Here is a 25566-nt window from a genome sequence, read left to right as displayed (position 1 = left end):
GCCATGAAAAATAATAATCCTAATAAAATACAATTATATCTTTCAGAAGCACTCTATCGTGCATATATAGATATGCAGCTTCCTCAGGATGAATCAAATTTTGAAGATGAGGAGCTTATTACCACCTTTGCTGAAGAGCTTAAGGAATTACTTCTAGAAATATCAGAAAATCTTCAAGTCTTATCGAATGATTTAGAACAGGTAAATATTTGGCAAGCATTGCGCCGTAATTTTCATACCTTAAAGGGTTCAGGTCGAATGCTTGGATTCAACTCAGTTTCTGAGCTTGCATGGACCGTTGAGACAATACTGAATATTAGGCTTGATCAGCAACGTTCATGGAGTCAACTGGTCCTTGAGTATGTTGAGCTGATCTCTCGTATATATCGCTACATCATTGTGCCTAGTTTAACAGTGAAACAAGCGATTCAATTAGATGTTAAACCTCTATTGCTTTTAGGTCGGCAATTAGAACATTCAAATATCATAGATCAATCATTGCATCCTTTGTTGGCGATCAACGCTCATCTCACACAGCTAGATCTAGATTTCAGGATTGAATGTCATTGTTTGAATGACTCAAATTCACTCTCAGCAACAGCCACAATTGAGAATACTCAAATATGGGATAACGAGGTTCTGCAAAGTTTTTATGCTGAAGCTTCAGAACAATTGAAATCCCTGCAAGATATGTTGGATAAATCCAATCAACAATTTCAGGTGGATACGCTTGCACGTGTTGTCCATTCTCTCAGGGGGAGTTCTGCAATTGTTGGACTTGAGAAAATTGAAGTATTGAGTCAGTCATTCGAAAAAATAATACAACGTAATCAATTTCTTGATACCAACAATAAAGAATTGCAAGCGCTCACAACACAGTATATTGATTTAATCCAGTATTACTTAGAAAGCTTGCAAACAACAGGTGACAACGTAACGAGACAACAACAGTTTCAGGCATTAGAGCATACTTTTTTAATCGCATTGAGAGACTTCTCAGAACAGATTACACAGAACGATCCAAATCTTGATCCGCATGATTTACTCAAGAAAATTGTAGATTTGGGTGTAGAAGATGTTTTCCTTATCGATACCTTTGTACAAGATGGTATTTCTAACCTCGTTAGTTCTACACGTACTACTGAACGTTCGAGCTTACTGAGTCAACAACTCAGTTCAATTGCTAAATTTGCCATTAAAGTTGATTTTGATCTCCTTCAAAAAATTTCAGAAATTTTGAGTTCAATTCACTTCAACATTGCAAGAGAACCGAATTCAATTGCCTACTCAAATGTCCACCGAGTTTTACAACAAGGGCATGAAAAACTCTTAGAAATATTTGATGAACTCGCTATAGGTCAATTTGCTCAAAATAATGAAGCTTCTCAGCAGCTATTAGGTGATTTAAAACAACTTAATCATGAATACTTCAGCTTTTCCAATCAATCAAATTGCATTTCCACTATAGAGCAGGAGAGCGAAGTATCTGCTCGCTCCTTAGATGAAACAATTCTGACATTACTCAATATAGATTACGCACTCAAAGATTCAGCGAAAGCAAAACAGGGCTTAGATCGCGAAGTAAGTGGTTTTTTTGTCGAGGAAGCGGAAGAAATCTTGTCTCAAATCGAAGACTTGTTCAATACATGGTTAGAGTATCAAGAAGATGCTACGTGTATCCAAAAAATTATGCGGCAATTGCACACGTTGAAAGGTGGTGCATACATGTTGCAAGCAGATTACTTTGCAAATCTAATCCATGAGCTTGAATCTTTATATCTTCAACTCATTTCAGAGCAACACATTGATATAAAAAGTTTCATTATTTTGATTAAAGCTTTACAGCAGGATTTGGTACGGCGTGTCAATATCATTAAAATTGAGTCTGTCGATTATCCGATAGAGCAGGCATCAAGGCTTATTCAGGGTTTAATTGAGCTTGGACATTTCAATCTTAAGGGTGGTGACTCGAAGCTGAACTTAGTACATTCGATGCAAAATGATATCACTCACCACATGTCTTCAGATTTTAGTATTCATTCAACTTTATCAGCGGACCTTGAAACCAATTTAAGTGATTTAGTCACTACGCATAATAATTCATCAAAGTTTGACTCTTCTTACATTCAGCAAAACTCACATCAGAATGAACCATCTAACGCTAATGAGAGTGTTTTACCGCCTCCAATGAGTGGTAATTTGCAAAAGTTTGTGCAATCTGCCGTAGCGAACGAGACACTTTCAGTCTCTACTGCTGTAATTGAAGCAACCCTTAATTTGATTGGGGAGGATTTGATTCAACGTTCGCAAGTCGAAGTAGAATTAAAATCATATCGGTCAAATTTGGTAGAAATGGATCAAACCATTCAGCGCCTTACTTCACAATTGAGACGGATGGAAGGGGAATTAGAATCCCAAATTTTATTACAACGTAGATCATATAATTCCGCCGAGCATGGATTTGATCCATTAGAAATGGATCAATATTCATCACTTAATCAACTCTCAAAATCAATATCAGAGTCAACATCAGACTTGTTAGATATCAGAAACTCTCTGCATGAAAAGCTTCAATCTGCAGAAAGTATTTTGATTCAGCAGGCAAGAATACAAAACAACATCCAACACTCGTTGATGCGTACTCGTGTCGTACCATTCAAGACGATACAAATGCGTCTTGAACGTTTATGCAAGCAACTTTCGATGAATCTGAATAAATCTGTTCAGTTACAGATTGAACATGCAGACATTGAATTAGATCGTAGTATTCTTGAAAAGTTGATCACCTCACTTGAGCATATTCTGCGTAATGCGATTGATCATGGAATTGAGTCAGCAGAACAGCGGTTGAAATTAAATAAACCTGAACAAGCAGTCATGCAACTGACACTGGTGAATCATCACAATGAGCTGAGTATTTTGATCAAGGATGATGGTCGAGGAATTGATTCACAAGAGATTAAGCAAAAAGCTGTTGAATTTGGTTGGCTTAATACTGAACGGGAATATTCTGAAACTGAACTATTACAATTGATTTTTAGACCAGGCTTTACCACTGCTGCAAAATTAACAACCGTTTCAGGACGTGGTGTCGGTTTAGATGTCGTTAAAAGTGAAATACAGGCACTGGGTGGGCATGTTCATGTTTCTTCGGAAAGAGGACAAGGAACTTGTTTTGAAATCAGAATTCCTAAATCTTCAATTATTACTGAAGCCTTGATGGTAAAAGTTGCGGACCAATTCTTTGCCTTACCGTTACATCAAATACAACGTGTTGAAATGATCGATAGACATGATTTAAATCACGCGAAACAACAGGGTCAGTTGTTGAGAGTGCATGAAGCAAGTTATCAATTAAACGATTTGGCTGACTTTGTATTGTTAAATCAACATATAAAAAGAAACTCACCATATTTAGAAACCCAAAAAGTTCCAGTGATTTTGGTGAATATGCACCAGTCTCAACCTGTGGCTTTATTCGTTGATGAAGTCTTAGGAACTAATTCACAAATTATTGTGAAACAGACTGGGGGGCTGATCCATCAAATTGATTATCTCAGCGGTGTAACCATTATGGGTAGTGGAGAAATTTGCCCAATTTTAAATGTAAATCGTGTGGTTCAATATCTCACTCAGGAGGATTGGTCTGTACATCTAGAGTCGAAGCTCTCAAATTTAAATCATGACAATGAGGCACCTATGATTTTAGTGGTTGATGATTCGGTCACAGTTCGAAAAGTGACATCTAAACTACTTGAGCGTTATGGTTACCAGATTGTCACAGCTACAGATGGCATTGAAGCACTTGAATATTTACAGCATTCAACACCTGCCTTAATGTTAATTGATGTTGAAATGCCAAGAATGGATGGTTTTGAAGTGATGCAATGGCTGAGAAATCAACCACATTTGCAGAACTTACCTGTGGTTATGATCACTTCACGAGTGGGGGATAAGCATAAACAACATGCTCTTGAACTTGGTGTATCGGCTTATATGGGTAAACCTTTCCAAGAAGCAGTGTTGATTGAGCAGATCAATCAGCTTTTAAAACAGGATTAAAGTATTTTAAGCGAATTAAAAAAGGATGCATTCGCATCCTTTTTTATCTTTCATTGCTCTTAAATTTTAATGTTATGCCAATAGCTCAATTAAGATTTTTTCATAAATTTCAGCCAAAGGTTCCAAATGTGCGATTTCAACATGCTCATTAATCTGGTGGATCGTGGCATTAAGTACTCCCAGTTCGAGTACCTGAGCTCCAGTTGGTGCGATAAAGCGACCATCTGATGTACCACCACTGGTTGATAATTCTGTTGTCGTGCCAGTCACATCCAAAATCGCTTTTTTGGCAGCATTGACGAGCTCTCCAACAGGGGTAAGGAATGGTAAACCTGATAGTGTCCACTCGATATCATACTCAACGCCGTGGCGATCTAAAATTTCATGTGTACGTGCTTTTAATTCATCAGCAGTAACTTCTGTAGAATAACGGAAGTTAAATAATAAGTTCATCGTGCCAGGCACAACATTGGTTGCACCCGTTCCAGCAGAAATATTCGAGATTTGGAAAGACGTTGCAGGGAAATACTCATTGCCTTGATCCCATTCTGTCTCACATAATTCAGCAATTGCTTTTGAGGCTGTATGAATTGGGTTAATTGCCAAATGTGGATAGGCCACATGCCCTTGCTTACCTTTCACTGTTAAATTGGCATTGAGAGACCCACGACGGCCATTTTTAACAATGTCACCTAAAGTATTCGTACTTGATGGTTCACCGACCAAACACCATGTCATTTTTTCTTGGCGTGCTTCTAAAGTTTCTACAACTTTCACTGTTCCATTGATAGATGGACCTTCTTCATCTGAAGTGATCAAAAAAGCAATCGAACCTTTGTGGTCTGGATGCTTAGCAACGAAACGTTCAGAGGCAATTACCATGGCTGCCAACGCCGTTTTCATATCTGCACTGCCACGCCCGTATAACTTTCCATCTCTAATTTCTGGGGCGAATGGATCGGAGTTCCACGCTTCTAGATTGCCTGTAGGAACAACATCAGTATGACCCGCAAAACAAAACACAGGTGATTCAGTCCCGCGACGAGCCCATAAGTTATCAACATCTTCAAAACGCATATTTTCAATGTTAAAACCAATCTTTGATAATCGATCAGCCATAATATTTTGACAGTTATGATCGACTGGAGTCACTGAAGGTTGGCGAAGTAATTGTAAGCTTAAATCGAGTGTTGCAGATTGGGTCATGGAAAGAAATCGAATTGGTCAAAGTCGAACTATCATAAAGTATGTTGAATTTGATGCAAAATATTAATCATTCAAGGGAATCAAATTTAAATAAAAAAAGCCCTATTAAAAAATAGGGCTTTTAGCTTCAACTTCGAATTAGTTGTTACGAATTTCGTTTGAAGTTTTTTCAGCAGTATTTGTTACAGTTTCCCCAGCTTTTGAAACGTCTTGTCCAAAACCTTTGAATGTATTACAACCAGTTAATACAAATGCAACTACGAATGAAGCGGCTAATACTTTTTTCATCATTATCTCCAATGATTGTAAATTATTTTGATGCTTAATCAGAATAAAAATTAATCATTTAGAAGAATATGAGAGTTTTATTATCAGAATGTTATTAATTGTATTCGATACATTTTTTTATTACACGAACTACACGTAAGGAAGCTTTAATGCTGGTTGACGGTACATATAAAACTGATTTGTCTGTACATTGTGATAAAGCCCATTGCTCCACCAATGTGCTTCATTTGAAGTCTGACTCGCATTCGGACAAATCCATTCCTGTCTTTCCAGTCGATAAAAAGATGATCGTAATTGATGTCCCCATGTGCCTATACGACGATGTGGGCTGACCCAGTTGGGTATGGTTTGAAGTTCGGTATGATACGGAAAGTAGAGTTGACCTTTCATCACCGCAATTTTTCGATCAATTTTATAAGTATTGGCTTGAGTAAATTGAAATTGCTTTTGCGTAAAATGATTGAGCTTTCTAAATAGAGTGTCGCTTCGATTTAATCCGTACCAATGTTGAAGTTGAAAGTCTTGTTCTGCTAAATAAAATTTCAGTGCAACTTCCCATTGTTCAATTTCTTGGGTGTGATGATTTAATATCACAAAGTCAATTTCACCCAAAGTATGGCGGCCGTCAATGATTTGAACACTGTGATCTAACAGCGAAAAATCAGCTTGATCGCGTTGATCATCTTGCAGCCAGAACCACATTAAATATTCAAAGCGCAAACCTAGACGCGTACTTTTAAGTTGCTGAATAAAATCAATCAGCTCTTGTGGGTTTTGATCTAGATCATGCAGTCTGGAGATATATTTTTCGTACTGAGTTTGCCAAAATTGTTCATGGTGCAATTCAAAAGGATGAACGATCGTTAATTCTTTAGGCGCAAAACGAATAATATTAGGACTTGCGATGACAAAAGCCAGTTGACGTACAATTGTATGATGAAAGTTCTGCCATGGCTCATAAAAATCAGATTGCACCGTTTCTCCAACTAGAATTCAAAATTGAAAATAAATTTACAATCAGACACTACCACAAAAGCATATATACTAGTGAGATTCAACTGAATGAGTTGCGGTATGAAAATCGTGTTTTGGCGGAGCTTGGTCATTATTTTTGTGACTCTAGGTTTTATTGGTGTGCTATTGCCAGGATTGCCAACCACAGTCTTTTTAATTCTTGCCGCATGGGCTGCTTCAAAAGGTTGGCCACAGGTTGATGATTGGCTACTCAATCATCCTAAATATGGACCAACACTGCGAAATTGGCGTGAGCATGGCACGGTTCCACGCAAAGCAAAATGGCTCGCCTCGATGATGATGTTGATCAGCGGTATTCTTATGCTTTATACCAATGCTCCTGATTTAGTGAAAATTTTTACGAATCTCACCATGCTAATTGTCGCGATTTGGTTGTGGTTAAGACCTGAATCAAAAAATATTGTTTAAATAAATGATTAAAAATAATTTAACGCTGAGTTTTGTATGAACCCAAATCTTGAAAGTTATACCCTAAGTCAGGCGGATATCCTGATTGATATGGCGAAACAAGTTCTATATGTACCACGTATGAAAAAAAGCTATTTGGTGTCTACTGGATTGAACGGTATAGGTGAACAGGAAAATTCAGGTAAAACACCAAGAGGATGGCATCGCATTGAACAAAAAATTGGCGATGACCACCCAATCAATGCTGTTTTTAAAGCACGTATTTGGACTGGGGAGATCTATGATGTGGAACTTGGTGAGCAATTTCCAGAACGTGACTGGATTCTAACTCGAATTCTTTGGTTAGCAGGTTTAGAACCTGGTTTTAATCAAGGGGAGGGTTGTGATACCTATAATCGATATATCTATATTCATGGTACGCCAGAGTCAGAACCTTTAGGTATTCCTAAATCACATGGATGTATTCGAATGCACAGTGCAGATGTCATTGAGCTATTTGATATATTGGACGAAGGCACTTTAGTCTATATTTCAGAACAAGAGATCCAATTGGATCAAATTTAAATCAGAATCGTAAAATGTGTTGTGATAAAAACTTTGAATAAAAATAAAAACATATCTCTAATCAGGCAAATAATAGACAAAAAAGCGATTTTTCAAGAGAAATGATCTATTTTTTAATCATTCAAACTGAAAAACTGAGAAACCTGTAGAAAAGCGTTTGACAGTATCTGAGGATTCTCTATAATGCACCACACAAACGATGAAGTCGTAAAGGGCGCTTAGCTCAGTTGGTAGAGCGTCTGCCTTACAAGCAGAATGTCGGCGGTTCGATCCCGTCAGCGCCCACCAAGCCTTTACGTTAAGTTTTAGTGCAGCGGTAGTTCAGTTGGTTAGAATATCGGCCTGTCACGCCGAGGGTCGCGGGTTCGAGTCCCGTCCGCTGCGCCACTTTAAACTTAATAGATTGTTTGTACTTTAATAGAGATATTACATAAGTGCAGCGGTAGTTCAGTTGGTTAGAATATCGGCCTGTCACGCCGAGGGTCGCGGGTTCGAGTCCCGTCCGCTGCGCCATTTTATGTAATGACCTTATTAAGGGCGCTTAGCTCAGTTGGTAGAGCGTCTGCCTTACAAGCAGAATGTCGGCGGTTCGATCCCGTCAGCGCCCACCAGATTTTTTGTGATGCAGCGGTAGTTCAGTTGGTTAGAATATCGGCCTGTCACGCCGAGGGTCGCGGGTTCGAGTCCCGTCCGCTGCGCCATCCTAAAAATCAAAGCCTAATAAGGGCGCTTAGCTCAGTTGGTAGAGCGTCTGCCTTACAAGCAGAATGTCGGCGGTTCGATCCCGTCAGCGCCCACCATATTCAAGCTGCAAAGCTTATATGACCCTAATTGCGTAAGCAGTTACCGTTGCAGCGGTAGTTCAGTTGGTTAGAATATCGGCCTGTCACGCCGAGGGTCGCGGGTTCGAGTCCCGTCCGCTGCGCCATTTTCTAGATCCCTTGTCTAGATATAATGGTTTAAATCAGCAAGATTTCTTTCTTGCATCTTAAAAATAGCGGTGCTATTTTTATTCCTCAAGGGCGCTTAGCTCAGTTGGTAGAGCGTCTGCCTTACAAGCAGAATGTCGGCGGTTCGATCCCGTCAGCGCCCACCATATTCTTTCTATAAAAAGTCTTTTAAGTTTCTATAATTTATATAAAATATGATGAATTCATGTTTATAATAGAATTATGAGAAATCCATACCAGCGTAAGCCTTCAAGTACCTCTATTGCCTCTACAGTTGTCTCTCCAAAAGAACAATACCAACAATTTATGGAAACAATTGTCGCTCAGGCTAAAGTTTATAGTTTATATAATGATGGCTGGGCATTGTGCTCCACTCCATCTGGTCAGCGCACGCTTGCTGTTTGGCAAAGTAAAGGTATGGCACAATTATTGGTTCGTGATAAGTGGGAAAAATATCATGTGGAGGAAATCCAACTGATACCATTTATTGAACAAGTTGTTCCTTATATTCGACAACATAATACTCACTTGTCACTGAACTTGATGCCAGAAGGTCAAAATGTTTTGGTATCGGGGCGACAATTTCTAATTGACCTAAAAGCTTATCTATACCAGTTATCGATCGATCAACCTGAAAAATTAAATAGAGAAGGGGTTCCTTCTCCTCGAAAAATCCGAATACATGATAAATAAAAAATTTAGTATTCTTTTAAGATCCAGCCACTAATATAAGCAAAATATTCTCTAAGCCATGCGTTATATCGTGTGGTTAAAGGAGTTTCAGCACTGACTGATGTGATTTGGGTATAACCTTGAAATCGGGCAATGGCTGCAGCACGTGGGGTATGAAAATCACTGGTGACAACCACAATATGACTATCTTGGTTTAAGTCTATTTTGTTTAGCAGCGGAACACTGTTTTTTAAATTGAGTTCGGTGCTGGTGCTTTGACTTTCTTCAAATATACGCTGTGGGTGAATACGATACTTGTCGATCAAATATGCTTTCATCACTGCAGCTTCAGTAATTTTCTGATCAAAACCTAAACCGCCAGTTACAATAATAGAACTACTGGAATATTGAGCGGCGATCGTTGCACCTTGGTCTAATCGAGCCTGAAGAGTTGGGGAGGGTTGGTTATTGATTAAACCACTACCCAAAATAATAATCGCATCAGGTGGTGTATTCATGATGGGGGAATGATTTGGTTTAGCTAAAAAATTAAAAAAAATAGCCAAGCTGATTAACCAGATGGAAAAAATTGTCCATCCCATTTTCCAAAACAAGTTAAAGTTAGAATGATTCAAACGGTAGTGTTGGATTTTCTTATTAAAAAACAGACATACAATGATCATTATGCCAATAAATGCTGGAAGTACAGTACCTAAATGAATTTTATTTTGACTGATTAAAATGATTCCATCGATTAATAGTATCAATGCTATTAACCAAGCGAAAAATTTTAAAATCCTTATATACATTCGATGTCATCACTAGTGGGAAATGAGAAAAAGTATATCGCATAAAAAAACCGAGCAGATTAAATAAAAATCGTGCTCGGTTTTGATCATAATAACCGTGTTAGTAAACGTCTCTACGGTAGCGACCAGCTTGTCTTAATTCATCTACAGTAGTTTCACCTAAGATTTCAATTAAGGCTAGATCAACATCGCTTGCCATACCATTGATACTGCCGCACACATAGATGACAGCACCTTGATGAATCCATTTAACGACTTCATCCGCATTTTGACGCAGAATATGGTGTACATAGACTTTTTCTGGTTGGTCTCGAGAGAACGCGAGATCAATACGCTTTAACATCGCTGTATTTTGCCAAGCTTCGATTGTTTCTTTATAAAAGAAATCATGTTCGCGTTGGCGTTCACCGAAGATGAGCCAGTTGTCAGTGTAGTCCAAACGTACGCGAGCTGAAATTAAGCTCATTAGACCTGCGATTCCTGTCCCGTTACCGATACAAATAATCGGTCGATTATCATCAATTAAATGGAATGATTCATTGGTTCGAATACGAAGTTGTACCTGACTACCAACCGCAACATGATGTGTTAACCAGCCTGAGCCTAAGCCGAGTTGCTGCTGTTCATCACGTTGTTGACGTACCACCAAGCGCATCATGCCTTGAGTTGGAATACTTGCGATCGAATATTCACGAGTAGGTAAATTTTCAAGCTGCTCAACGAGTTCCTCAGCTGTAGCAAATGGCTGAATCTCGCTATTTAAATTTTTATTCCACAGGCTTTCAACTAAGGTTTGACCTGTAGTTGCGAGAACTAAAGCCTCATCTAAGTTGTGCTGTTGTAAAAATGCTTGAATACGTTCAATGCTATTGCCGGGTTGAATTTCCGCAATATCTCCAGCTTGCCAGATCGCGTCGTGATCAGACTCAAGCTCTAAATTATAAGCTGGTTGACCCAAACTGTTTGGATTAAGCAGTGTACGTTTTTGAAGTTTCCATTGATCAAAGACTTTATCAATAGATAGTGTTGCTAATTCCAATTGAGCAGCTTGTGCGAGTGCATCTGTCCAATTTTGAATATCTTGGTTATTGGCATTGTCCACTTCAATCACATTAAAGAGGGGAGTTGCACCAGATGCATTGAACCAGTCATAAATACGATGACCAAAACTACAATAAGTGTCAGGATATTCACGTGAACCAAGTGCCATAACTGCGAATTGAGCATGACTTAGATTCAGTGGATGAGACATCAATTTCTTTTCAAAGCTTGCAGCTAAGTCTGGAGCTTCACCTGTACCGTAAGTACTCGCGACCACTAGAATTTGAGATGCTGTTTGTAGCTCATTAGTGGTCAGGCTTTGCACTGATTTAACAGTGACGGGTTGGCGTGCTGCTTGCAGAATTGAAGCTGTACGCCAAGCCAATTGCTCGGATACACCAGTTTGACTTGCATAAGCGATGAGCCAAGGTTTGGCATTTGGATCAACATCAACCACTGCTAAATTTTGCTTCGCTTCACGGGTCAATTGTTTTTGCTTGCGGCGTTTGAGGTAGAGCATCCAACCCGTCACAAAGAATAACGGCATAGCGAGTGCAGCTAACATCGCGAAGAACTGGTAAATAGGACCAAAGAAGCTGCCACGGTGTACAGGTAACATGCTGCTCATGATTTTTTCATTGAGCTTTTTGTCTTCGTACAATTCAACATCTTTCAATTGATTCGTATTTAAGTCGACAGTCGCTTTGTTACGAGCACGTTCATGTTGCGGAACAGGATCAACGAAACTCAGTTCTAATTCACCGTTTGCACGTTTAGGAATGGTGAAGGTTACGGAAGAAAATTGATTTTTAAACTGTTGATTAAAAGTAGACCAAGATTGGTTGAGCGCAAAGTGAATCTGTTCTGTTTGGAGTGATTTACGCTCTTCACGTCCTTCACGTCCTTCACGTCCTTCACGTTGAGCATTTGGTCCAGCATTTGAACCAGGACCTCCCGCTTGCATTTGGGGTTGCGGGCGCTCAACACCAAGCACTTTAAACATGCCGTTGCGCCACCAGTCATATGACCAATATAAACCTGTACAAGCCAACATGAGATAGAAAATGGCCACCCATGTTCCAACGACTGCGTGTAAATCCCAAATAAAGTTTCGACCTTTTAATTTGGGTTTAACTGAAAACCATTGTTTGAAACTGTGTTTTTTCGGCCAACGTAGATATAAGCCACTGAGGACAAAGAAAATAAGAATCAGTGTACATGCACCGGTAATTTGTTTTCCAACTGGTCCTACTGTCAAGTTACGATGAAGTTGTTGTACGAATGCAAAGAATTTTCGACCTTTAATTTCAGGAAGTAATTCAGCACTGTAGGGATTGATCATCATGGTTAAACCACGACGTTCACCTTCCTTCGCAACATTGATACTCGATGAGTCAGTAGGTTGAGCAGCAATCGTAATGCTATTGATTTTAAGATCAGGATGCTCCTGCTGGAAATGTTGATAAATTTCAGCTGGCGTTAATTTTGGGCGTTGTTCAGCAACAACTGTATAACTTTCCTGATTGATCAGCTTGATAATTTGCTGCTCATAAGAATATATCGCCCCAGTGACACCCATAAGTGCCAAAATAAGGCCTGCTGTTATTCCGAAAAACCAGTGTAACTGGAAAAATATTTTCTTGAACATAAGGGTCTGAGTGAATTGGAATTTTTGAATGGTGCGATTATAACCTAACTCAAAAAAAGTGGAATGTATTTGAAGATAATATTTATTCTCATTCTCATATAAAAAATTGTGATAAAAAAACCTCCAAAGTTGGAGGTTTTAATATAAAGCCGTATTTACAGTGATTTTGGCTCACCAACGCTTTCTTTTAGATGTTTACGGATGGTCTCGAAAGAGAAATTTTTGCTGTTCATTCGTTTTGGCAAGATATAAGCGCCTTGCTGACCTTTAACTTTAAAGTTCACCAAAATGAAATCTGGCGTGTTATACCACTCATAGATATCTTTCCAACCAATTGAACCTACACCTTCTTGTAGTCCCATTTTTTGACGCATCACGATACCATGAGGCTGAACACCTAATTTAATTCCAGTAATTTCTTGTACTGGAAACTCATTCATTTTACGTTTAGCGTACCATTCTAGTCCAAACTTTCGCACTAAAAAGTATGTCAGCACACAGACTAAAGCCACCCAGCAAAATACAGTAGAGTAATTTTTAATAAAAATTAGACCCAAAATTGCAAGCGCAGTAATTGCACCCATAATAGCCCAAGCTTTAGTTCCAATTTTATTTGTGCTGCGCCAGATTGCGAGTTGCGCATGGCGTTGTTCAGCTTCAGTAACCTCGTAAGGAACGGGTTGTAAAGTGTAGGCGTATAAGTTTTTTGCAGTCATAGTTTCGTTAACAAAATGTGTATATCTGAGCAGAGTTTAGCATTAAATTAATACAATCAGGGAGTATATTGTACTAATTTACTGCCTTGAAAATTCAACATTTACAGTGATGCCAATGCGCTGGATTGAGTATCATGTTCATGACTTAAACTTTGTTTTAAGGTACTCAATCGTCTTAATACACCAAGCATTAAAGAAAGTTGCTGTAAAACAATCAATGATTTATGTGAATCCTGATCATCTTTATTCAAACGTTCACGAATCGCGGACTCCAAATTTGTCAGATTTAGCTCAGGGAATTCATCTCGCAAAAAAGCACCTTGGATATCATTTAACGCTTGCTGAAGTAGCTCTAATGTTGACTGATCTTGAATTTTTTCACGGTGTGCACCTAGCGCAGCAATATAGCTGATAAATGTATGATTGAGACAGAGGAACTCAAATGCTAAAGCTTTTTGTGTTGGATCAAAATCAGGTTCTGTTGCTAATGTCGATATGAGTGATGCAACATCAGCATCACGATTATGTGCAGTGCGGCGGACCACGCGGTAGTTCAAACTGTTATTACGTCCATGATGATACTGTTGTACGACTTCAGTAAGATACTGGCATTGAGCTTCAAGTGAACGTCTGATTGAATGGGGGAGTCGTCTGAATTTCCAATCTGGAAAAATAAAGCTCACCCCAAACCATGCCAATGCACAGCCAATTAAAGTATCTAACATTCGAGGAAATGCCGCTTGGAAACCTAAACCGTCCAAATTGAAATTAATTAAGGCTAAGATCGTAATAAAGGCAGTGGCTTGCGCATATTGCTTACTGCGTAATTCAAAAAATAGGACGCCACTCACAATTAATAATAAGAGTTGACCTTCGACAGAAGGAACGAAATACAGAATTGCAAAACCAAGAATTATGCCACCGAGTGTTCCCATGATCCTGAGTCTGAGTCGACGTTTTGTGGCGTTGAAGTTTGGTTGACTAACAAATAGGGCTGTTAACAGTACCCAATAACCGTATTCGATATTGGTGACTTGAACAAAAACATATCCGATGAAAAGTACGATGGAAACACGAATTGCATGTCGAAAGAGTACGGATTCAGGGGTTAAATTTTGTTTGATACGAGAAACGATATCTTCCCAACCTTTCAGATCGTCATCTTTAAGTTGGTTTTCTAAATGTTTAGTGCGGTCAAATTTAATATGCCGTTCAGTTTCAAGATTTCGTAATTGAGCATCGATGGCTTTTAAGTTCTGGAGTAAGGCAAAAAGAGCATTAACCCAGATAAGATCATGTTTTTGTTCATCACGGATTTTTTCTAATGACTTTCTGAGATTACTAAATGCATGTTCAAAACGTGGATTATGCTGGTAAGTTGTGCGATTTAAGATGCTTTCACTTAAATCTTTACATGCTTTTGCTTGCAGTGTAAGAATACGTTGGAAGCGAAATAAAATATCACTATGTTCAAAGGCTTTGGTTAATTGTTGATAATCAATATGTGCCGAGTCAGCTCGCTCGTGAATGTCCTGTGCAATAAAATAATATTGTAAGCTGCGACGGGTATCACTTTGACCACGATCTCCTTTTAATCGGGTAAGGAGTGTGGTTTTCATATCATTAAAGATACCTACTAATTTCCCATTTTCCAGCGACAAGCTGATCATACTTTTTTGGTAGCTATTCGCTGTCATATCCACATCAAAGAGATTGGATTTAGCAAAAAGGAAATCACCGAGTGAAGAATAGCTTTTCGAGAGTTGATCTTGAACTTGTCGAGCTGGAAAAAGCAAGAAACTAAGCGTAGACAAGATCCCATACCAAATGGCACCAATCACCAAAAGACTGGGTTGCATGTACCATTCGTCAAAAATATCAACACCTAGCATGGCATAGACAGAAATTACTAAGCAACCATATGAGATGGTGGCATAACGTCTGCCTAATGAGCCTAGTAAAATGAGACCAATACAAGAGATGATCAGGCCTGAAGCAAAAAGCACAGGATATGGGAATAACAATTGAACAGAAGCTGCCGCAATAAAGAACCCAATATAGGTATAAATCAGATTCATGATACGTACTGAGAAGCGATCATCGATGTCGCTCAGCCCAGCAGCAACAACCCCTAATGTTAATGGAATCGTCATCAATTGCTGATCTAACAGATAGGGAATAAACGCGGTACCTGCGAAAGCCACAATCATCCGCAGGTTATACATGAATGAAGTATTATAGGTTGCTTTTTTAAGCTGAATCAGCCATTTGTTCAAACCAGAACCCTTTATAAATAGAGGATAGGGATAGATGAATATTAGTTGAATATTCATCTAATTTAAATTGGGATTATATGCTTGAAATTAACTGTTTGTCTTTATTAAACCGCTCAAACTGGATGAGTGTTTTAATCCTTAAAAATCAGTCTTCCAAGAAAACAGCAAACTCTTCAACTGGAACTCGAGGTGTTCTAAACGTATTTACAAGCGCATCGGTGTCGGCATAGCCTAAAGCCATCCCACAAACGAGCTCTTCGTTGGCAGGAGCTTCAAGAACATCAGTGACGATTTGATGAAAATGATTCCAGGCCGCTTGAGGGCATGTGTCTAAACCACGTGCTTTTGCTGCTAGCATAACATTTTGAATCATCATGGAAATATCCATTTTAGAGCCAATGCCCATGGCTTTATCCACGGTAAAGAAAATGCCAACAGGTGCATCAAATAATTGATAGTTTCTAAGATGTTGTGCAGCCATCTTATCCTTTTCACCTTTTTGAATGCCCAGCAATCCATAAAGTCCCCAACCATTTTCACGACGACGATCGATATACGGGGAAATCCATGTTTCTGGATAATAAGCAAAAGTCTCGGTGTATTGTTGAGCAAGTTCAGGGTTTTGATAAAGTTGCATTTGTGCATGACAAACTTGATCAATTAAACGTTGACGACGTGCGCCTGTCACCACATAGACTTTCCAGGGTTGAGTATTTGTGCCAGAAGGTGCTCTTGATGCGACTTCTAAAATTTCTTGGATAAGTTTTGTATCTACGGGGTGATCTAAAAAGGCACGTATAGATTGGCGGCCAGTGATCACTTCATCAACGGCTTGAGTATGTTCTGTGGACATTGCAACTCCTATTTGAATAATTTTGGATGATTCATGATGTCACTACGACTAAGGTATAATTTTGAATGTGCTTTTAAATAAAGATTTTATAAATTATACAGATATAAACTTTTTTCAATTCATCATCAGAAATTGTGATTGAGAAAATTGGTTTTGACAATAAAAAACATTTAATTATGAAACATAAGTTGCTAGATTAAGTTACAACGAATACACATTATGTTACGTATTTATTTTAATCAATTCATCAAATTTAAAAAAAAGCAGTTTAGTGCATCGTTGATTATTTTAAATTAATCAAACGTTGTGATTGGGATTCAGCAGGTTGACCAAGCATATATGCACGGATGCAAGATGAAATAATTGGAGATTTTTAATGAGTCAATCAAAACATCAAACATTTTTAAAGAAAAGTTTAGCAATCGCAGTTGCAACTTTTGCAGTTTCTACTGCACAAGCAGCGACTGAAAAAGATGAAATTCAAAAATTACGCCAAGAAGTTGAAGCGTTAAAAGCTTTAATTCAACAGCAACATCAAGTACAACAACAGCAGCAAGTACAATTGGCTGAAGTTAAAGCTCAACCAGTAGCAGCAGCGCCTACAAACTTGAAAACTAAAGCAGGTGCTGAAGTGAATCTATATGGTTTTGTACGTGGGGATGCAAACTATATCATTGAAGGTGCTGATAATGACTTTAATGCTGTAAACAGCGTTGGAACAAGTAATAATCCGTTAGTTGAAGATAAATTACGTGCAACGGCTAAAACAACACGTCTTGGTTTAGATTTCAAATCTAAAGTAGAAGGGGCTGATGTTGGTGGTAAAGTAGAAGTGGACTTTGCAGGCTCAAATGAAGCACTACGTATTCGTCATGCATATTTAACACTGAATAATTGGTTATTCGGTCAAACTACTTCAAACTTCTTGTCCAATCATGCACCAGAAATGATCGATTTTGGTACCAACATTGGTGGCGGAACAAACCGTTTACCGCAAGTGCGTTGGTCTCATAAATTAGCGCCTACAACTCAATTATTTATTTCAGCTGAAGAGGGTAATTCTACTGGAGATGCTATTAAATACCGCCTTCCAACTTTGACTGCAAAAGTTACGCAAGCTTATGCAGAGGGTAAAGGTAATGCTTCAGCTCGTGCCTTAATCGAAAATTATAAATCTGATACCGCTGGTGATGATAAGACTGGTTTGGGTGTAGCGATCGGTACAAATTACCAAATTAGCGAACCACTCAAAGTATCTGCTGACGTGTCTTATGTAAAAGGGAACAGCAACTATTTATATGGCTCAAATAGTGCTTATGTTGTCGATGCAAATAACAATATTGAACAAAATGAGTTTATTGCAACCCAACTTGGTGCTACATATAAGTTCTCACCTCAGTTACGCTCAACACTGGCTTATGGCGCACACTATGCTGATGACAGCACGGGATATGCTAAAGCGAACCCAAGTGCAAATGAAACTGTTCAACAAGCATGGATTAACTTTATCTATACACCTGTGAAACCTGTTGATTTAGGTGTTGAATATATCAATGGTAAGCGTGAGACTTTCGCAGGTCAAAGCTATAATGATGACCGTGTAGGCTTAATGGCGAAATACAGCTTCTAAGCATGAGTTATAAAAAACCGAGCATAGTCTCGGTTTTTTTATTCACTTGTCATTCATCAGTTCAGACTAAAGAATGTCTGAATTTTGCTGATTGAATAAACAAAAGTAATGCGAATTATAAAAAAAAGTGCATAATGTTCGGCTTAAACAGTGAGCAGTCCTGATCATCAGGAATTTCTTAATCATTTTAAGTTCACTAAAACATATTTAAGTGTTTGTTTAAGCCATAAATCAATTGTATCTAGCCAAACGTATGTCTAAGAATAGAGTGCGTTTTGAGCAACTGATTTATTTTGAAAAGTGTATGTTTTTTATTAACAAGATTGAATCCAATGAAATCGAGGAATTAATATATTGTTACTCAATTAAAAAATTTATCTATTCCTTTAGATAATCAATATTGAATAAGGATATGTTTATTTTTGGATGTGAGATTCGAAATAAATCTTATTGATTAAAAAACAAGCATAATATGAATTAACAGTCATCTGTATTTGCTGAGAATTAATGATGGAATTTACTTTTAACGCTTTTTACACGTTAATTGCTGCAGTAATAGTTTTATTGCTTGGCCGTTTTCTTGTCAACAAAATCGACTTCTTAAAAAAATATAATATCCCAGAGCCTGTAGCTGGTGGTTTGGTTGCTGCCATAGTTTCGTTAATTGTTCACAATTTGTGGGGCTACAGCATTACCACGAGTAGTGAATTGCAAACCAGTTTCATGTTGGTGTTTTTTGCCTCGATTGGTTTGAGTGCAAACTTCGCCAAACTCAAAGAAGGTGGTATGGGACTGGTGATCTTCCTGATCTGTGTCGCATCATTTATTATCGTACAAAACTTTGTCGGTATGAGCCTTGCAACGTTACTTGGTATTGATCCACTTATTGGTTTAATTGCAGGTTCTATTACCTTAACGGGTGGTCATGGTACTGCTGGTGCATGGGGTGAGATTTTAGAAGTCGAGCATGGTATTCAAGGTGCTTTAGCACTGGGTATGGCAAGTGCGACATTTGGTTTGATTATTGGTGGTTTGATTGGTGGTCCATTAGCGAAATTATTGATTAATAAGCACCAGCTTTCATCACCAGTGACTAATTCGGTTGAAAAAGACACACGTGATGCGAATGCAATTGCAAATCCGAATGATCAAGGCGAGTTTGTGCCTTTTGAAAACCGTAATCAAGTTCGTTTAATCACTGCGGATAATGCGATTACCACATTAGGTTTATTTGCTGCGTGTTTGGCATTTGCTGAATTTATGACAGGTTATAGTAAAGGCACTTGGTTTGAGCTTCCAACTTTCGTTTGGGCATTAGGTGGTGGTGTTATTCTGCGTAACATCCTCGAAGGTCTGATGAAAGTTGAAATCTTTGATCGTGCAATTGATGTATTTGGTAATGCCTCTTTATCGTTATACTTAGCAATGGCACTTCTTTCACTTAAGTTGTGGCAATTGGCTGATCTTGCAGGCCCATTGGTTGTGATCTTAACAGCTCAAACCTTAACTATGGCATTGTACGCAGCATTTGTCACTTTCCGTGTGATGGGTAAAAACTACGATGCAGCAGTTCTTGCAGCAGGTCACTGTGGTTTCGGTATGGGAGCAACACCAACAGCTGTTGCAAACATGCAGGCGATTACAAATATGTATGGTCCTTCACATAAAGCATTCCTCATTGTACCTTTATGTGGCGCATTTTTTGTTGACTTAATTAATGCAACTGTAATTCAGATGATTTTAAAATTCTTTGCTTAACATAAAATCTTCTTAATAAAATGTCATGTACAAAAAGCCCCGCATATGGGGCTTTTTGTCATAAAAAATTCATACAGACGACTTGTCAATGATATGCTTTCATTCATTTTTGTTTTTTAATTTCTGATGCAATGAAGAAGTTTGTACTCCTGATTTCCCTCTTACCTTTGATTGGCTTACAAGCCTGTCAACAGGTTGTAGCCAAAGCTCAGCTTTCAAAATCTGTGTCTACACCTTTGGTGGATGCTTCATCTCATATCATTAAAAATAAGCATAAGAAAACTGATGCTCCAAGTATCGCATTGGTGCTTGGGAGTGGGGGAGCGCGAGGCTATGCGCATATTGGCGTCATTGAAGTTTTAGAGCAACGTGGAATCAAGCCTGATTTTATTGTTGGTACCAGCGCAGGGAGTATAGTCGGGTCAATATATGCCAGTGGAAAATCAGCAAAATCGTTACGTGAAGTTGCATTAAATATGCAAGTCAGTGATGTACGTGATTTTAACATTGGTATTCAAGGATTTTTTGATGGAGCTAAGGTTGAGAACTATGTCAATAAACAAGTGGACTTTATGCCCTTAGAACAGCTTCCTATTCCAATGTATGTGGTGGCAACAGAGTTAAAAAATGGAAATTTAACAGTATTTAACTATGGTAATACTGGGCAAGCAGTGAGAGCTTCTATCTCTATTCCAAGCATGTTTATTCCCGTAAAAATTGCTGATAAGGATTATGTTGATGGCGGTTTAGTGAGCCCTGTACCAGTCAATGTGGCGAGAGAATTAGGGGCAGATATTGTCATTGCTGTTGATATTTTGGCCCAGCCAGAGCACACGGAAACCTCGAATGTGTGGGGGATGTTTAATCAAAATATAAATATTATGCAAAATAAGATCGCGTATAACGAGCTAAAAAATGCAGATATTGTGATACAGCCAGATCTAAGAGAAAAACCACATATCTTTGATGTTAAGGGTCGTGAAAATACGATTCAAGCAGGTATGACTGCAGCATTGAATAAGGTTAGTTTATTAGAACAGGTACGTCATCGGACGATAGGACAATATGATGCTCATCAGTATCCTGCCCATGATGATAGTAAAAGAGCTGTTTGTTTAAATTGCTAAATTAAATCAGATCTTAATTGTCTCATAAAATATTTATAAAAAATAAGTAAAATCATTGTTATAAATTGAATGATTGGTATATTGGGGTGATAAAAACGAGGGTTAGTACTTTATCTAACCCTTAAAAAGATGAAATATAAATTAAGGTGTAGTGTGTCAGTTTTTCAAGTTGGTCAAATTGTTTATTTAGCGTCAAATTCAGATATTACATTCGAAATAATACGAATTAACTATGATGAAACTTATGAAATCCAAGTCAAGAATCAAGCATCGTTAAAGTTAAAATACGATAATATTTCTGCTGAGATGCTTCGTTTAGTCAAAGATGAATAAATTTTAAGCAAATTTATCATAGCTTCAGAGAGTGAATGATTTCCTCTGATACTTTTAAGCTATCAAGTCTTGAAATTATTGGAGTTTGTTTCTGATTTAAACATTTTATAATCAAGAAAAAAGTTATAATAGTGTATTAAATCTCCTGTCATGATTGAGTTCTAATATTTATGTCCGAATTTAACCAAGCGTTACCGCTTGCAGATGATCAGTCTGAATTAACGATGTCTGTATTAATGACGCCGGATATGGCGAATTTCTCAGGTAATGTACATGGTGGAACAATTTTAAAGCTGCTTGACCAAGTTGCTTATGCGTGTGCAAGTCGATATTCAGGTTCTTATGTGGTAACTTTATCTGTTGATAAAGTGAACTTTAAAGAACCAATCCACGTGGGTGAGTTGGTGACTTTCTTAGCCAGTGTGAATCATGTGGGGCGTACCTCAATGGAAATTGGGATCCGCGTTGAAGCACAAAATATTCAAAAACGTACGGTACGACATACCAATAGTTGTTATTTCACAATGGTCGCTGTGGATGAGAATGGGAAACCAAAACAAATTCCACCGCTAAACCTAGATAATGACTGGAAACGTTGTCGTTTTGAAGCTGCTGAGCACCGTAAAATTGCTCGTTTGAATGAAAATCATCATCCTTCTTGCAGCATATATAAGAAATCGGTTTAAAAAAAAAGACTTCACATGGTGAAGTCTTTTTTTATGGATTTTGTAGCTTGGCGAGGGTATGTCCATCGACAATCATGTACCAGTTGCCTTGTGCATCCTTGTAGGGTTGACGAGTGACAATAAATTTCGTGTTGATAGGACCTAAACCTGTTTCAAATCCAGTATCTGAAAACTGTTTAATTGGAGCTGAAACGGCGGTTTTTTTACTGAGCTGATTGTTACTATATTCTATACGACCATTAGCAGTAATATTCAATTGAACACGACTGTCCGCGCTAATCCAATGTCCTACATAATCCAGTTTATCCTCTGGTAAAGGTTTGGAACATGCAACCAACCATAGGCTGAGTATAAATATCCCAAGAAATTTCTTCATTTTCATGTCACGTGCTTAGAATTAAATTGGCTTTTTGGTTAAAATATGCGATTTATTTGTCATTTATATCGTTTTGTAATAATTATGTATATGTGTTTATCGTAATTTATAGAGAATTATTCAAAAAAAAACAGGCATAAAAAAGTAGAGCTGTAGCAAAGCTCTACTTTTAATCAGATCAAGCCATCGGGGGAAGACTTGGTCTAAAATTCAGTCAATTTATTTTTGATTAATTACTGAGCAGGTTGAGCTACAGGAGCTTCAGTACCTTCTTCAGCTGCAACCTCTGTACCCGGTTGAGCAGCTGTTGGTTGACCAGCAGCAGTAGTTTCAGCATTCACTGGTTGTTCTTGAGAAGAAATCAACACTTCCTGTTTTTTTTCATCTTTTGCTTCTGTTGCAGCAAATGTTGAGAAAGCTGTGAAGGCAAGTGTAGTTGCTAATAAAGTTTTAACTAAATTCATGAGTGGCATCCTTATTCAATAAAATAAATTAGAATTTAATCTCATAAGCTTTCCGAGGAGAGAAGCGAATATGAAATTAAATCTAGATCATCGCGTAAAATGTTAAAAGCTGAATCGCATCTAATACGGTTAGCGAGTCAACGAAATTCATCCTAAGTCCAGAAGCTCAATTGGGCAATCAATGCAACAAAGTGAAACACGATAGTTAACGCACGACTAACAAACCAAGGTGTAATGTAGTTTTTTTGTCTCAATGAGAGTCAATATGCCTCATAAAGTTGTCAAAAAATATGTCATGGTGAAGAAAAAAACAGCAATTTTTTTACTTAGTTTTACATTTGAAAAGGTTCGATTAGAAAATCAAAATTGAAGTTTTGAATTAAATTCAGAGTAATGATCTGTGAAATAGATTTACATATTTTTAATTTTGATTCAACAGTTCACTTATCCTATTTAATTCCAATCATTTAGTCTTTAGAATTCATGCATTCATATAAATTATGAGGAAAATTATCCTAGACTTGTTTTTTAGATAAATTCCGACAAGAATCCGTACACCTCTTCAAATTCAGAGATCCATTTTGAAAGTACTTGCAACTCAGTCAGTGCCTACACATATCATTACAGGTTTTTTAGGTGCAGGGAAAACCACGCTTTTACAACAACTTCTCAAATTTAAACCTAAAAATGAGCGATGGGCTGTATTGATGAATGAGTTTGGTCAAATTGGCGTTGATCAACAGTTATTGCCAAATAATGATGGCTATGAAATCAAAGAGCTATTGGGTGGATGTCTGTGTTGTACAAGTCAATTGCCAATGCAAATTGCATTGTCTCGGTTATTACAAGAATCTCAACCAGATCGGCTATTTATAGAGCCGACAGGGTTGGGTCATCCTGCACAGTTGGTTGAACAACTGACTGAACCACATTGGCAACATTTAGTTGCGATGCGTTCTGTAGTAACAGTGATTGATGGATCTCGTTTACATGACTCTGATTGGATGAGGCAGAGTTTATATCAAGATCAGTTAAAAGCGGCTCAAGTTGTGGTTGTGTCTCATGCTTCGGACATGAATGACATGGATCGAAAACAATTGGCTGGTTTAAAACAACAATATTTAGCTTATATTCCACATTGGCTTGAAGCTGATCAAGGCAATATTCGCTTAGAACAAATTGATTATCCTTATGTGGGAATTCAGCGTTCAATGCAACCCTTATTCAAGGTTCAGCGACAGTTCAAAGCTGAGGAGGAAATGCCAGCTGTAAAGCAACTTCCATATCATTACGTCGAACAGGCTCAAGGGTATATTGTGGCAGGATGGAAGCTTCCAAAACGTTGGCAGTTTGATTTTTATGAATTATTAGACATCCTTTGTGAGCTAAAACACTGGGTACGTATTAAAGGCATCTTCAATACCAACCAAGGTTGGATGACATTCAATTTTAATCCTGATCAATTCAATTACAAATCAGGCGAAGAGAATACTGATAATAGGATTGAAGTGATAACCCAGCAGAATCAAGATTGGGAGCATTTAGAGCAATCAATTCTTAAGGCGCGAATCGATGATCAATAAAATCGTTAGATCATTCAACTCAGAATACAGACGGATTGAAAAGCATTTTCTCAATGTACGCTGAATCGGGTATGCTTAGCACCAAATTTGAGGATACCCCTTATGGCGTTAAAAGCGACGATTTATAAAGCAGATTTAAACATAGCCAATATGGATGTTCATCAATATGGCGACTATCAGTTAACGATGGCTCTACATCCGTCGGAAACGATTGAACGTTTGATGGTTCGAGTATTGGCATATGCTCGTTTTGCAGATGAGCATTTAGAATTTACTAAAGATTTATTTGAAACTGATGAGCCAGCACTTTGGCAGAAAGATTTAACAGGTCAGTTGGAAAAGTGGATTGAAGTGGGTAGTCCAGACGAAGATAAAGTAAAAAAAGCGAGTGCGCGTTGTAAAGAAGTTGCGGTGGTCACTTATGGATCATCAGTGGATGAATGGTATAAGCGCAACAGTAAATTGAAAACATTGAAAAATGTGCAAATCTGGCAACTCAGTGAACAAACAACGACACAAATCCAAGCATTGTGCGAACGTACAATGCAACTGCAATTGAATGTGATGGATGGCGAGTGGACATTGATTTCTGATCAAGGTCAAGCTGAGATTGAGTGGACTCAATTACAGTAAGCCACTAAGATTTTAACGATTAAATTTGGAGTAAGCACATGACGGCTGAATTAGAAATTATTGACTTGGTGGTAGGTGAAGGTAAAGAGGCTGTAAAAGGTGCTTTAATTACCACGCATTATACTGGTTGGTTGGAAGATGGTACGAAGTTTGATTCATCATTAGACCGTGGTAATTACTTTGAGACTGTGATTGGTACAGGTCGTGTCATTAAAGGTTGGGATCAAGGTATTATTGGAATGAAAGTTGGGGGTAAGCGTAAACTGATTGTGCCTGCACATTTGGCTTATGGTGAGCGTAAAATGGGGAATATTATTCCAGCCAATTCTAATCTAATCTTTGAAATTGAATTGTACGATGTAAAAACTCGCGATTAATTAAAGTCGATGAAAAGCCCTGCATTGCGGGGCTTTTTTATGTTACAACAATCCTGAGCGTGCAATAGATA

General features: G+C 38.1%; 22 protein-coding genes and 8 tRNA genes. 20 read left to right on the top strand and 10 right to left on the bottom strand.

The annotated features are described in order from the left end of the window. Positions 1 to 3 precede the first annotated feature (3 nt). Positions 4 to 4062, top strand: coding sequence for a hybrid sensor histidine kinase/response regulator (locus AC1M85_RS11255; RefSeq protein WP_488213085.1), 4059 nt, complete (start codon positions 4 to 6; stop codon positions 4060 to 4062). 72 nt (positions 4063 to 4134) lie between these two features. Here the strand turns inward: AC1M85_RS11255 and dapE are convergent, their stop codons facing one another. The 3 genes from dapE to AC1M85_RS11240 form a co-directional block, all read right to left on the bottom strand. Then, positions 4135 to 5268 carry a succinyl-diaminopimelate desuccinylase gene (gene dapE / locus AC1M85_RS11250; RefSeq protein WP_035269063.1) on the bottom strand — a complete coding sequence of 378 codons (1134 nt, stop codon included), beginning with the start codon at positions 5266 to 5268 and terminating at the stop codon, positions 4135 to 4137. Positions 5269 to 5406: 138 nt separating this feature from the next. Further along, positions 5407 to 5559: an entericidin A/B family lipoprotein gene (locus AC1M85_RS11245; RefSeq protein ID WP_092766976.1), complete on the bottom strand. Its 153-nt coding sequence runs from the start codon at positions 5557 to 5559 to the stop codon at positions 5407 to 5409. A gap of 126 nt (positions 5560 to 5685) precedes the next feature. Beyond that, a complete protein-coding gene (locus tag AC1M85_RS11240) occupies positions 5686 to 6531 on the bottom strand; it encodes a DUF1853 family protein (protein ID WP_481587273.1) in 846 nt (281 codons plus the stop codon). 99 nt (positions 6532 to 6630) lie between these two features. On the opposite strand from AC1M85_RS11240, the gene AC1M85_RS11235 reads away from it, so the two are divergent. From AC1M85_RS11235 to AC1M85_RS11185, 11 genes are all read left to right on the top strand, one after another. After that, entirely contained in the window at positions 6631 to 6999 is a 369-nt protein-coding gene (locus AC1M85_RS11235; protein WP_481954618.1) for a YbaN family protein, read from the top strand. A 36-nt stretch (positions 7000 to 7035) separates the two neighbouring features. Continuing rightward, positions 7036 to 7563, top strand: a complete 528-nt coding sequence (gene elsL, locus AC1M85_RS11230) for a cell wall-recycling L,D-carboxypeptidase ElsL (RefSeq protein ID WP_488213084.1) — start codon at positions 7036 to 7038, stop codon at positions 7561 to 7563. 212 nt (positions 7564 to 7775) lie between these two features. After that, a tRNA-Val gene (locus AC1M85_RS11225) sits at positions 7776 to 7851 on the top strand. 22 nt (positions 7852 to 7873) lie between these two features. Further along, positions 7874 to 7950, top strand: a tRNA-Asp gene (locus AC1M85_RS11220). A 49-nt stretch (positions 7951 to 7999) separates the two neighbouring features. Further along, positions 8000 to 8076 (top strand) — tRNA-Asp (locus AC1M85_RS11215). A gap of 22 nt (positions 8077 to 8098) precedes the next feature. Then, positions 8099 to 8174: transfer RNA gene (locus tag AC1M85_RS11210), tRNA-Val, on the top strand. A 13-nt stretch (positions 8175 to 8187) separates the two neighbouring features. Beyond that, a tRNA-Asp gene (locus tag AC1M85_RS11205) sits at positions 8188 to 8264 on the top strand. A gap of 23 nt (positions 8265 to 8287) precedes the next feature. Then, positions 8288 to 8363: transfer RNA gene (locus tag AC1M85_RS11200), tRNA-Val, on the top strand. Positions 8364 to 8414: 51 nt separating this feature from the next. Beyond that, positions 8415 to 8491: transfer RNA gene (locus tag AC1M85_RS11195), tRNA-Asp, on the top strand. A 92-nt stretch (positions 8492 to 8583) separates the two neighbouring features. Then, positions 8584 to 8659, top strand: a tRNA-Val gene (locus AC1M85_RS11190). 76 nt (positions 8660 to 8735) lie between these two features. Next, positions 8736 to 9206, top strand: a complete 471-nt coding sequence (locus AC1M85_RS11185; protein WP_035268330.1) for a DUF2750 domain-containing protein — start codon at positions 8736 to 8738, stop codon at positions 9204 to 9206. A gap of 5 nt (positions 9207 to 9211) precedes the next feature. Here the strand turns inward: AC1M85_RS11185 and AC1M85_RS11180 are convergent, their stop codons facing one another. The 5 genes from AC1M85_RS11180 to AC1M85_RS11160 form a co-directional block, all read right to left on the bottom strand. Next, positions 9212 to 9994 carry a YdcF family protein gene (locus AC1M85_RS11180; RefSeq protein ID WP_481590489.1) on the bottom strand — a complete coding sequence of 261 codons (783 nt, stop codon included), beginning with the start codon at positions 9992 to 9994 and terminating at the stop codon, positions 9212 to 9214. A 100-nt stretch (positions 9995 to 10094) separates the two neighbouring features. Continuing rightward, positions 10095 to 12683, bottom strand: a complete 2589-nt coding sequence (locus tag AC1M85_RS11175; protein ID WP_481591623.1) for a PepSY domain-containing protein — start codon at positions 12681 to 12683, stop codon at positions 10095 to 10097. A gap of 155 nt (positions 12684 to 12838) precedes the next feature. After that, positions 12839 to 13399 carry a YcxB family protein gene (locus AC1M85_RS11170; RefSeq protein ID WP_035268336.1) on the bottom strand — a complete coding sequence of 187 codons (561 nt, stop codon included), beginning with the start codon at positions 13397 to 13399 and terminating at the stop codon, positions 12839 to 12841. Between the two features lie 101 nt (positions 13400 to 13500). Further along, complete coding sequence (gene yccS / locus AC1M85_RS11165) at positions 13501 to 15675, bottom strand: YccS family putative transporter (protein ID WP_180028073.1); 2175 nt, start codon at positions 15673 to 15675, stop codon at positions 13501 to 13503. Between the two features lie 145 nt (positions 15676 to 15820). Beyond that, positions 15821 to 16528 (bottom strand): nitroreductase, encoded by a 708-nt coding sequence (locus tag AC1M85_RS11160; RefSeq protein ID WP_481610934.1) that lies wholly within the window; start codon positions 16526 to 16528, stop codon positions 15821 to 15823. 376 nt (positions 16529 to 16904) lie between these two features. Here AC1M85_RS11160 and AC1M85_RS11155 point away from each other — a divergent pair, with 376 nt between their 5' ends. The 5 genes from AC1M85_RS11155 to AC1M85_RS11135 all read left to right on the top strand — a co-directional run bounded on the left by AC1M85_RS11155 (position 16905) and on the right by AC1M85_RS11135 (position 22062). Continuing rightward, a complete protein-coding gene (locus tag AC1M85_RS11155) occupies positions 16905 to 18158 on the top strand; it encodes a DcaP family trimeric outer membrane transporter (protein ID WP_488213083.1) in 1254 nt (417 codons plus the stop codon). A gap of 510 nt (positions 18159 to 18668) precedes the next feature. Beyond that, the gene (gene gltS, locus AC1M85_RS11150; protein ID WP_180028146.1) at positions 18669 to 19916 is read left to right on the top strand and encodes a sodium/glutamate symporter; all 1248 of its coding nucleotides are present in this window, start codon (positions 18669 to 18671) and stop codon (positions 19914 to 19916) included. A gap of 131 nt (positions 19917 to 20047) precedes the next feature. Continuing rightward, positions 20048 to 21043: a patatin-like phospholipase family protein gene (locus tag AC1M85_RS11145; protein ID WP_488213082.1), complete on the top strand. Its 996-nt coding sequence runs from the start codon at positions 20048 to 20050 to the stop codon at positions 21041 to 21043. Positions 21044 to 21196: 153 nt separating this feature from the next. Next, entirely contained in the window at positions 21197 to 21376 is a 180-nt protein-coding gene (locus tag AC1M85_RS11140; protein WP_035268348.1) for a hypothetical protein, read from the top strand. Positions 21377 to 21546: 170 nt separating this feature from the next. Further along, positions 21547 to 22062, top strand: a complete 516-nt coding sequence (locus AC1M85_RS11135) for an acyl-CoA thioesterase (protein ID WP_179998589.1) — start codon at positions 21547 to 21549, stop codon at positions 22060 to 22062. A 31-nt stretch (positions 22063 to 22093) separates the two neighbouring features. On the opposite strand, the gene AC1M85_RS11130 is transcribed toward AC1M85_RS11135, so the two are convergent. Together AC1M85_RS11130 and AC1M85_RS11125 are read right to left on the bottom strand one after the other, a co-directional pair. Continuing rightward, positions 22094 to 22438, bottom strand: coding sequence for a hypothetical protein (locus AC1M85_RS11130; RefSeq protein WP_488213081.1), 345 nt, complete (start codon positions 22436 to 22438; stop codon positions 22094 to 22096). Positions 22439 to 22671: 233 nt separating this feature from the next. Then, positions 22672 to 22902 carry a hypothetical protein gene (locus AC1M85_RS11125; RefSeq protein WP_035268355.1) on the bottom strand — a complete coding sequence of 77 codons (231 nt, stop codon included), beginning with the start codon at positions 22900 to 22902 and terminating at the stop codon, positions 22672 to 22674. A 581-nt stretch (positions 22903 to 23483) separates the two neighbouring features. Between AC1M85_RS11125 and AC1M85_RS11120 the strand changes: the two genes are divergently transcribed. The 3 genes from AC1M85_RS11120 (at position 23484) to AC1M85_RS11110 (ending at position 25495) form a co-directional block, all read left to right on the top strand. Beyond that, positions 23484 to 24485 (top strand): CobW family GTP-binding protein, encoded by a 1002-nt coding sequence (locus AC1M85_RS11120; protein ID WP_180028078.1) that lies wholly within the window; start codon positions 23484 to 23486, stop codon positions 24483 to 24485. A 102-nt stretch (positions 24486 to 24587) separates the two neighbouring features. Beyond that, positions 24588 to 25118: a YaeQ family protein gene (locus AC1M85_RS11115; protein ID WP_481593645.1), complete on the top strand. Its 531-nt coding sequence runs from the start codon at positions 24588 to 24590 to the stop codon at positions 25116 to 25118. A 38-nt stretch (positions 25119 to 25156) separates the two neighbouring features. Beyond that, entirely contained in the window at positions 25157 to 25495 is a 339-nt protein-coding gene (locus AC1M85_RS11110; protein WP_035268363.1) for an FKBP-type peptidyl-prolyl cis-trans isomerase, read from the top strand. The last annotated feature ends 71 nt before the right edge of the window (positions 25496 to 25566 follow it).

Source organism: Acinetobacter sp. 24-47-64 (assembly GCF_057737055.1).
The sequence above is the reverse complement of the archived record's forward strand: the minus strand, read 5'-3'. Positions and strand labels throughout refer to the sequence as shown.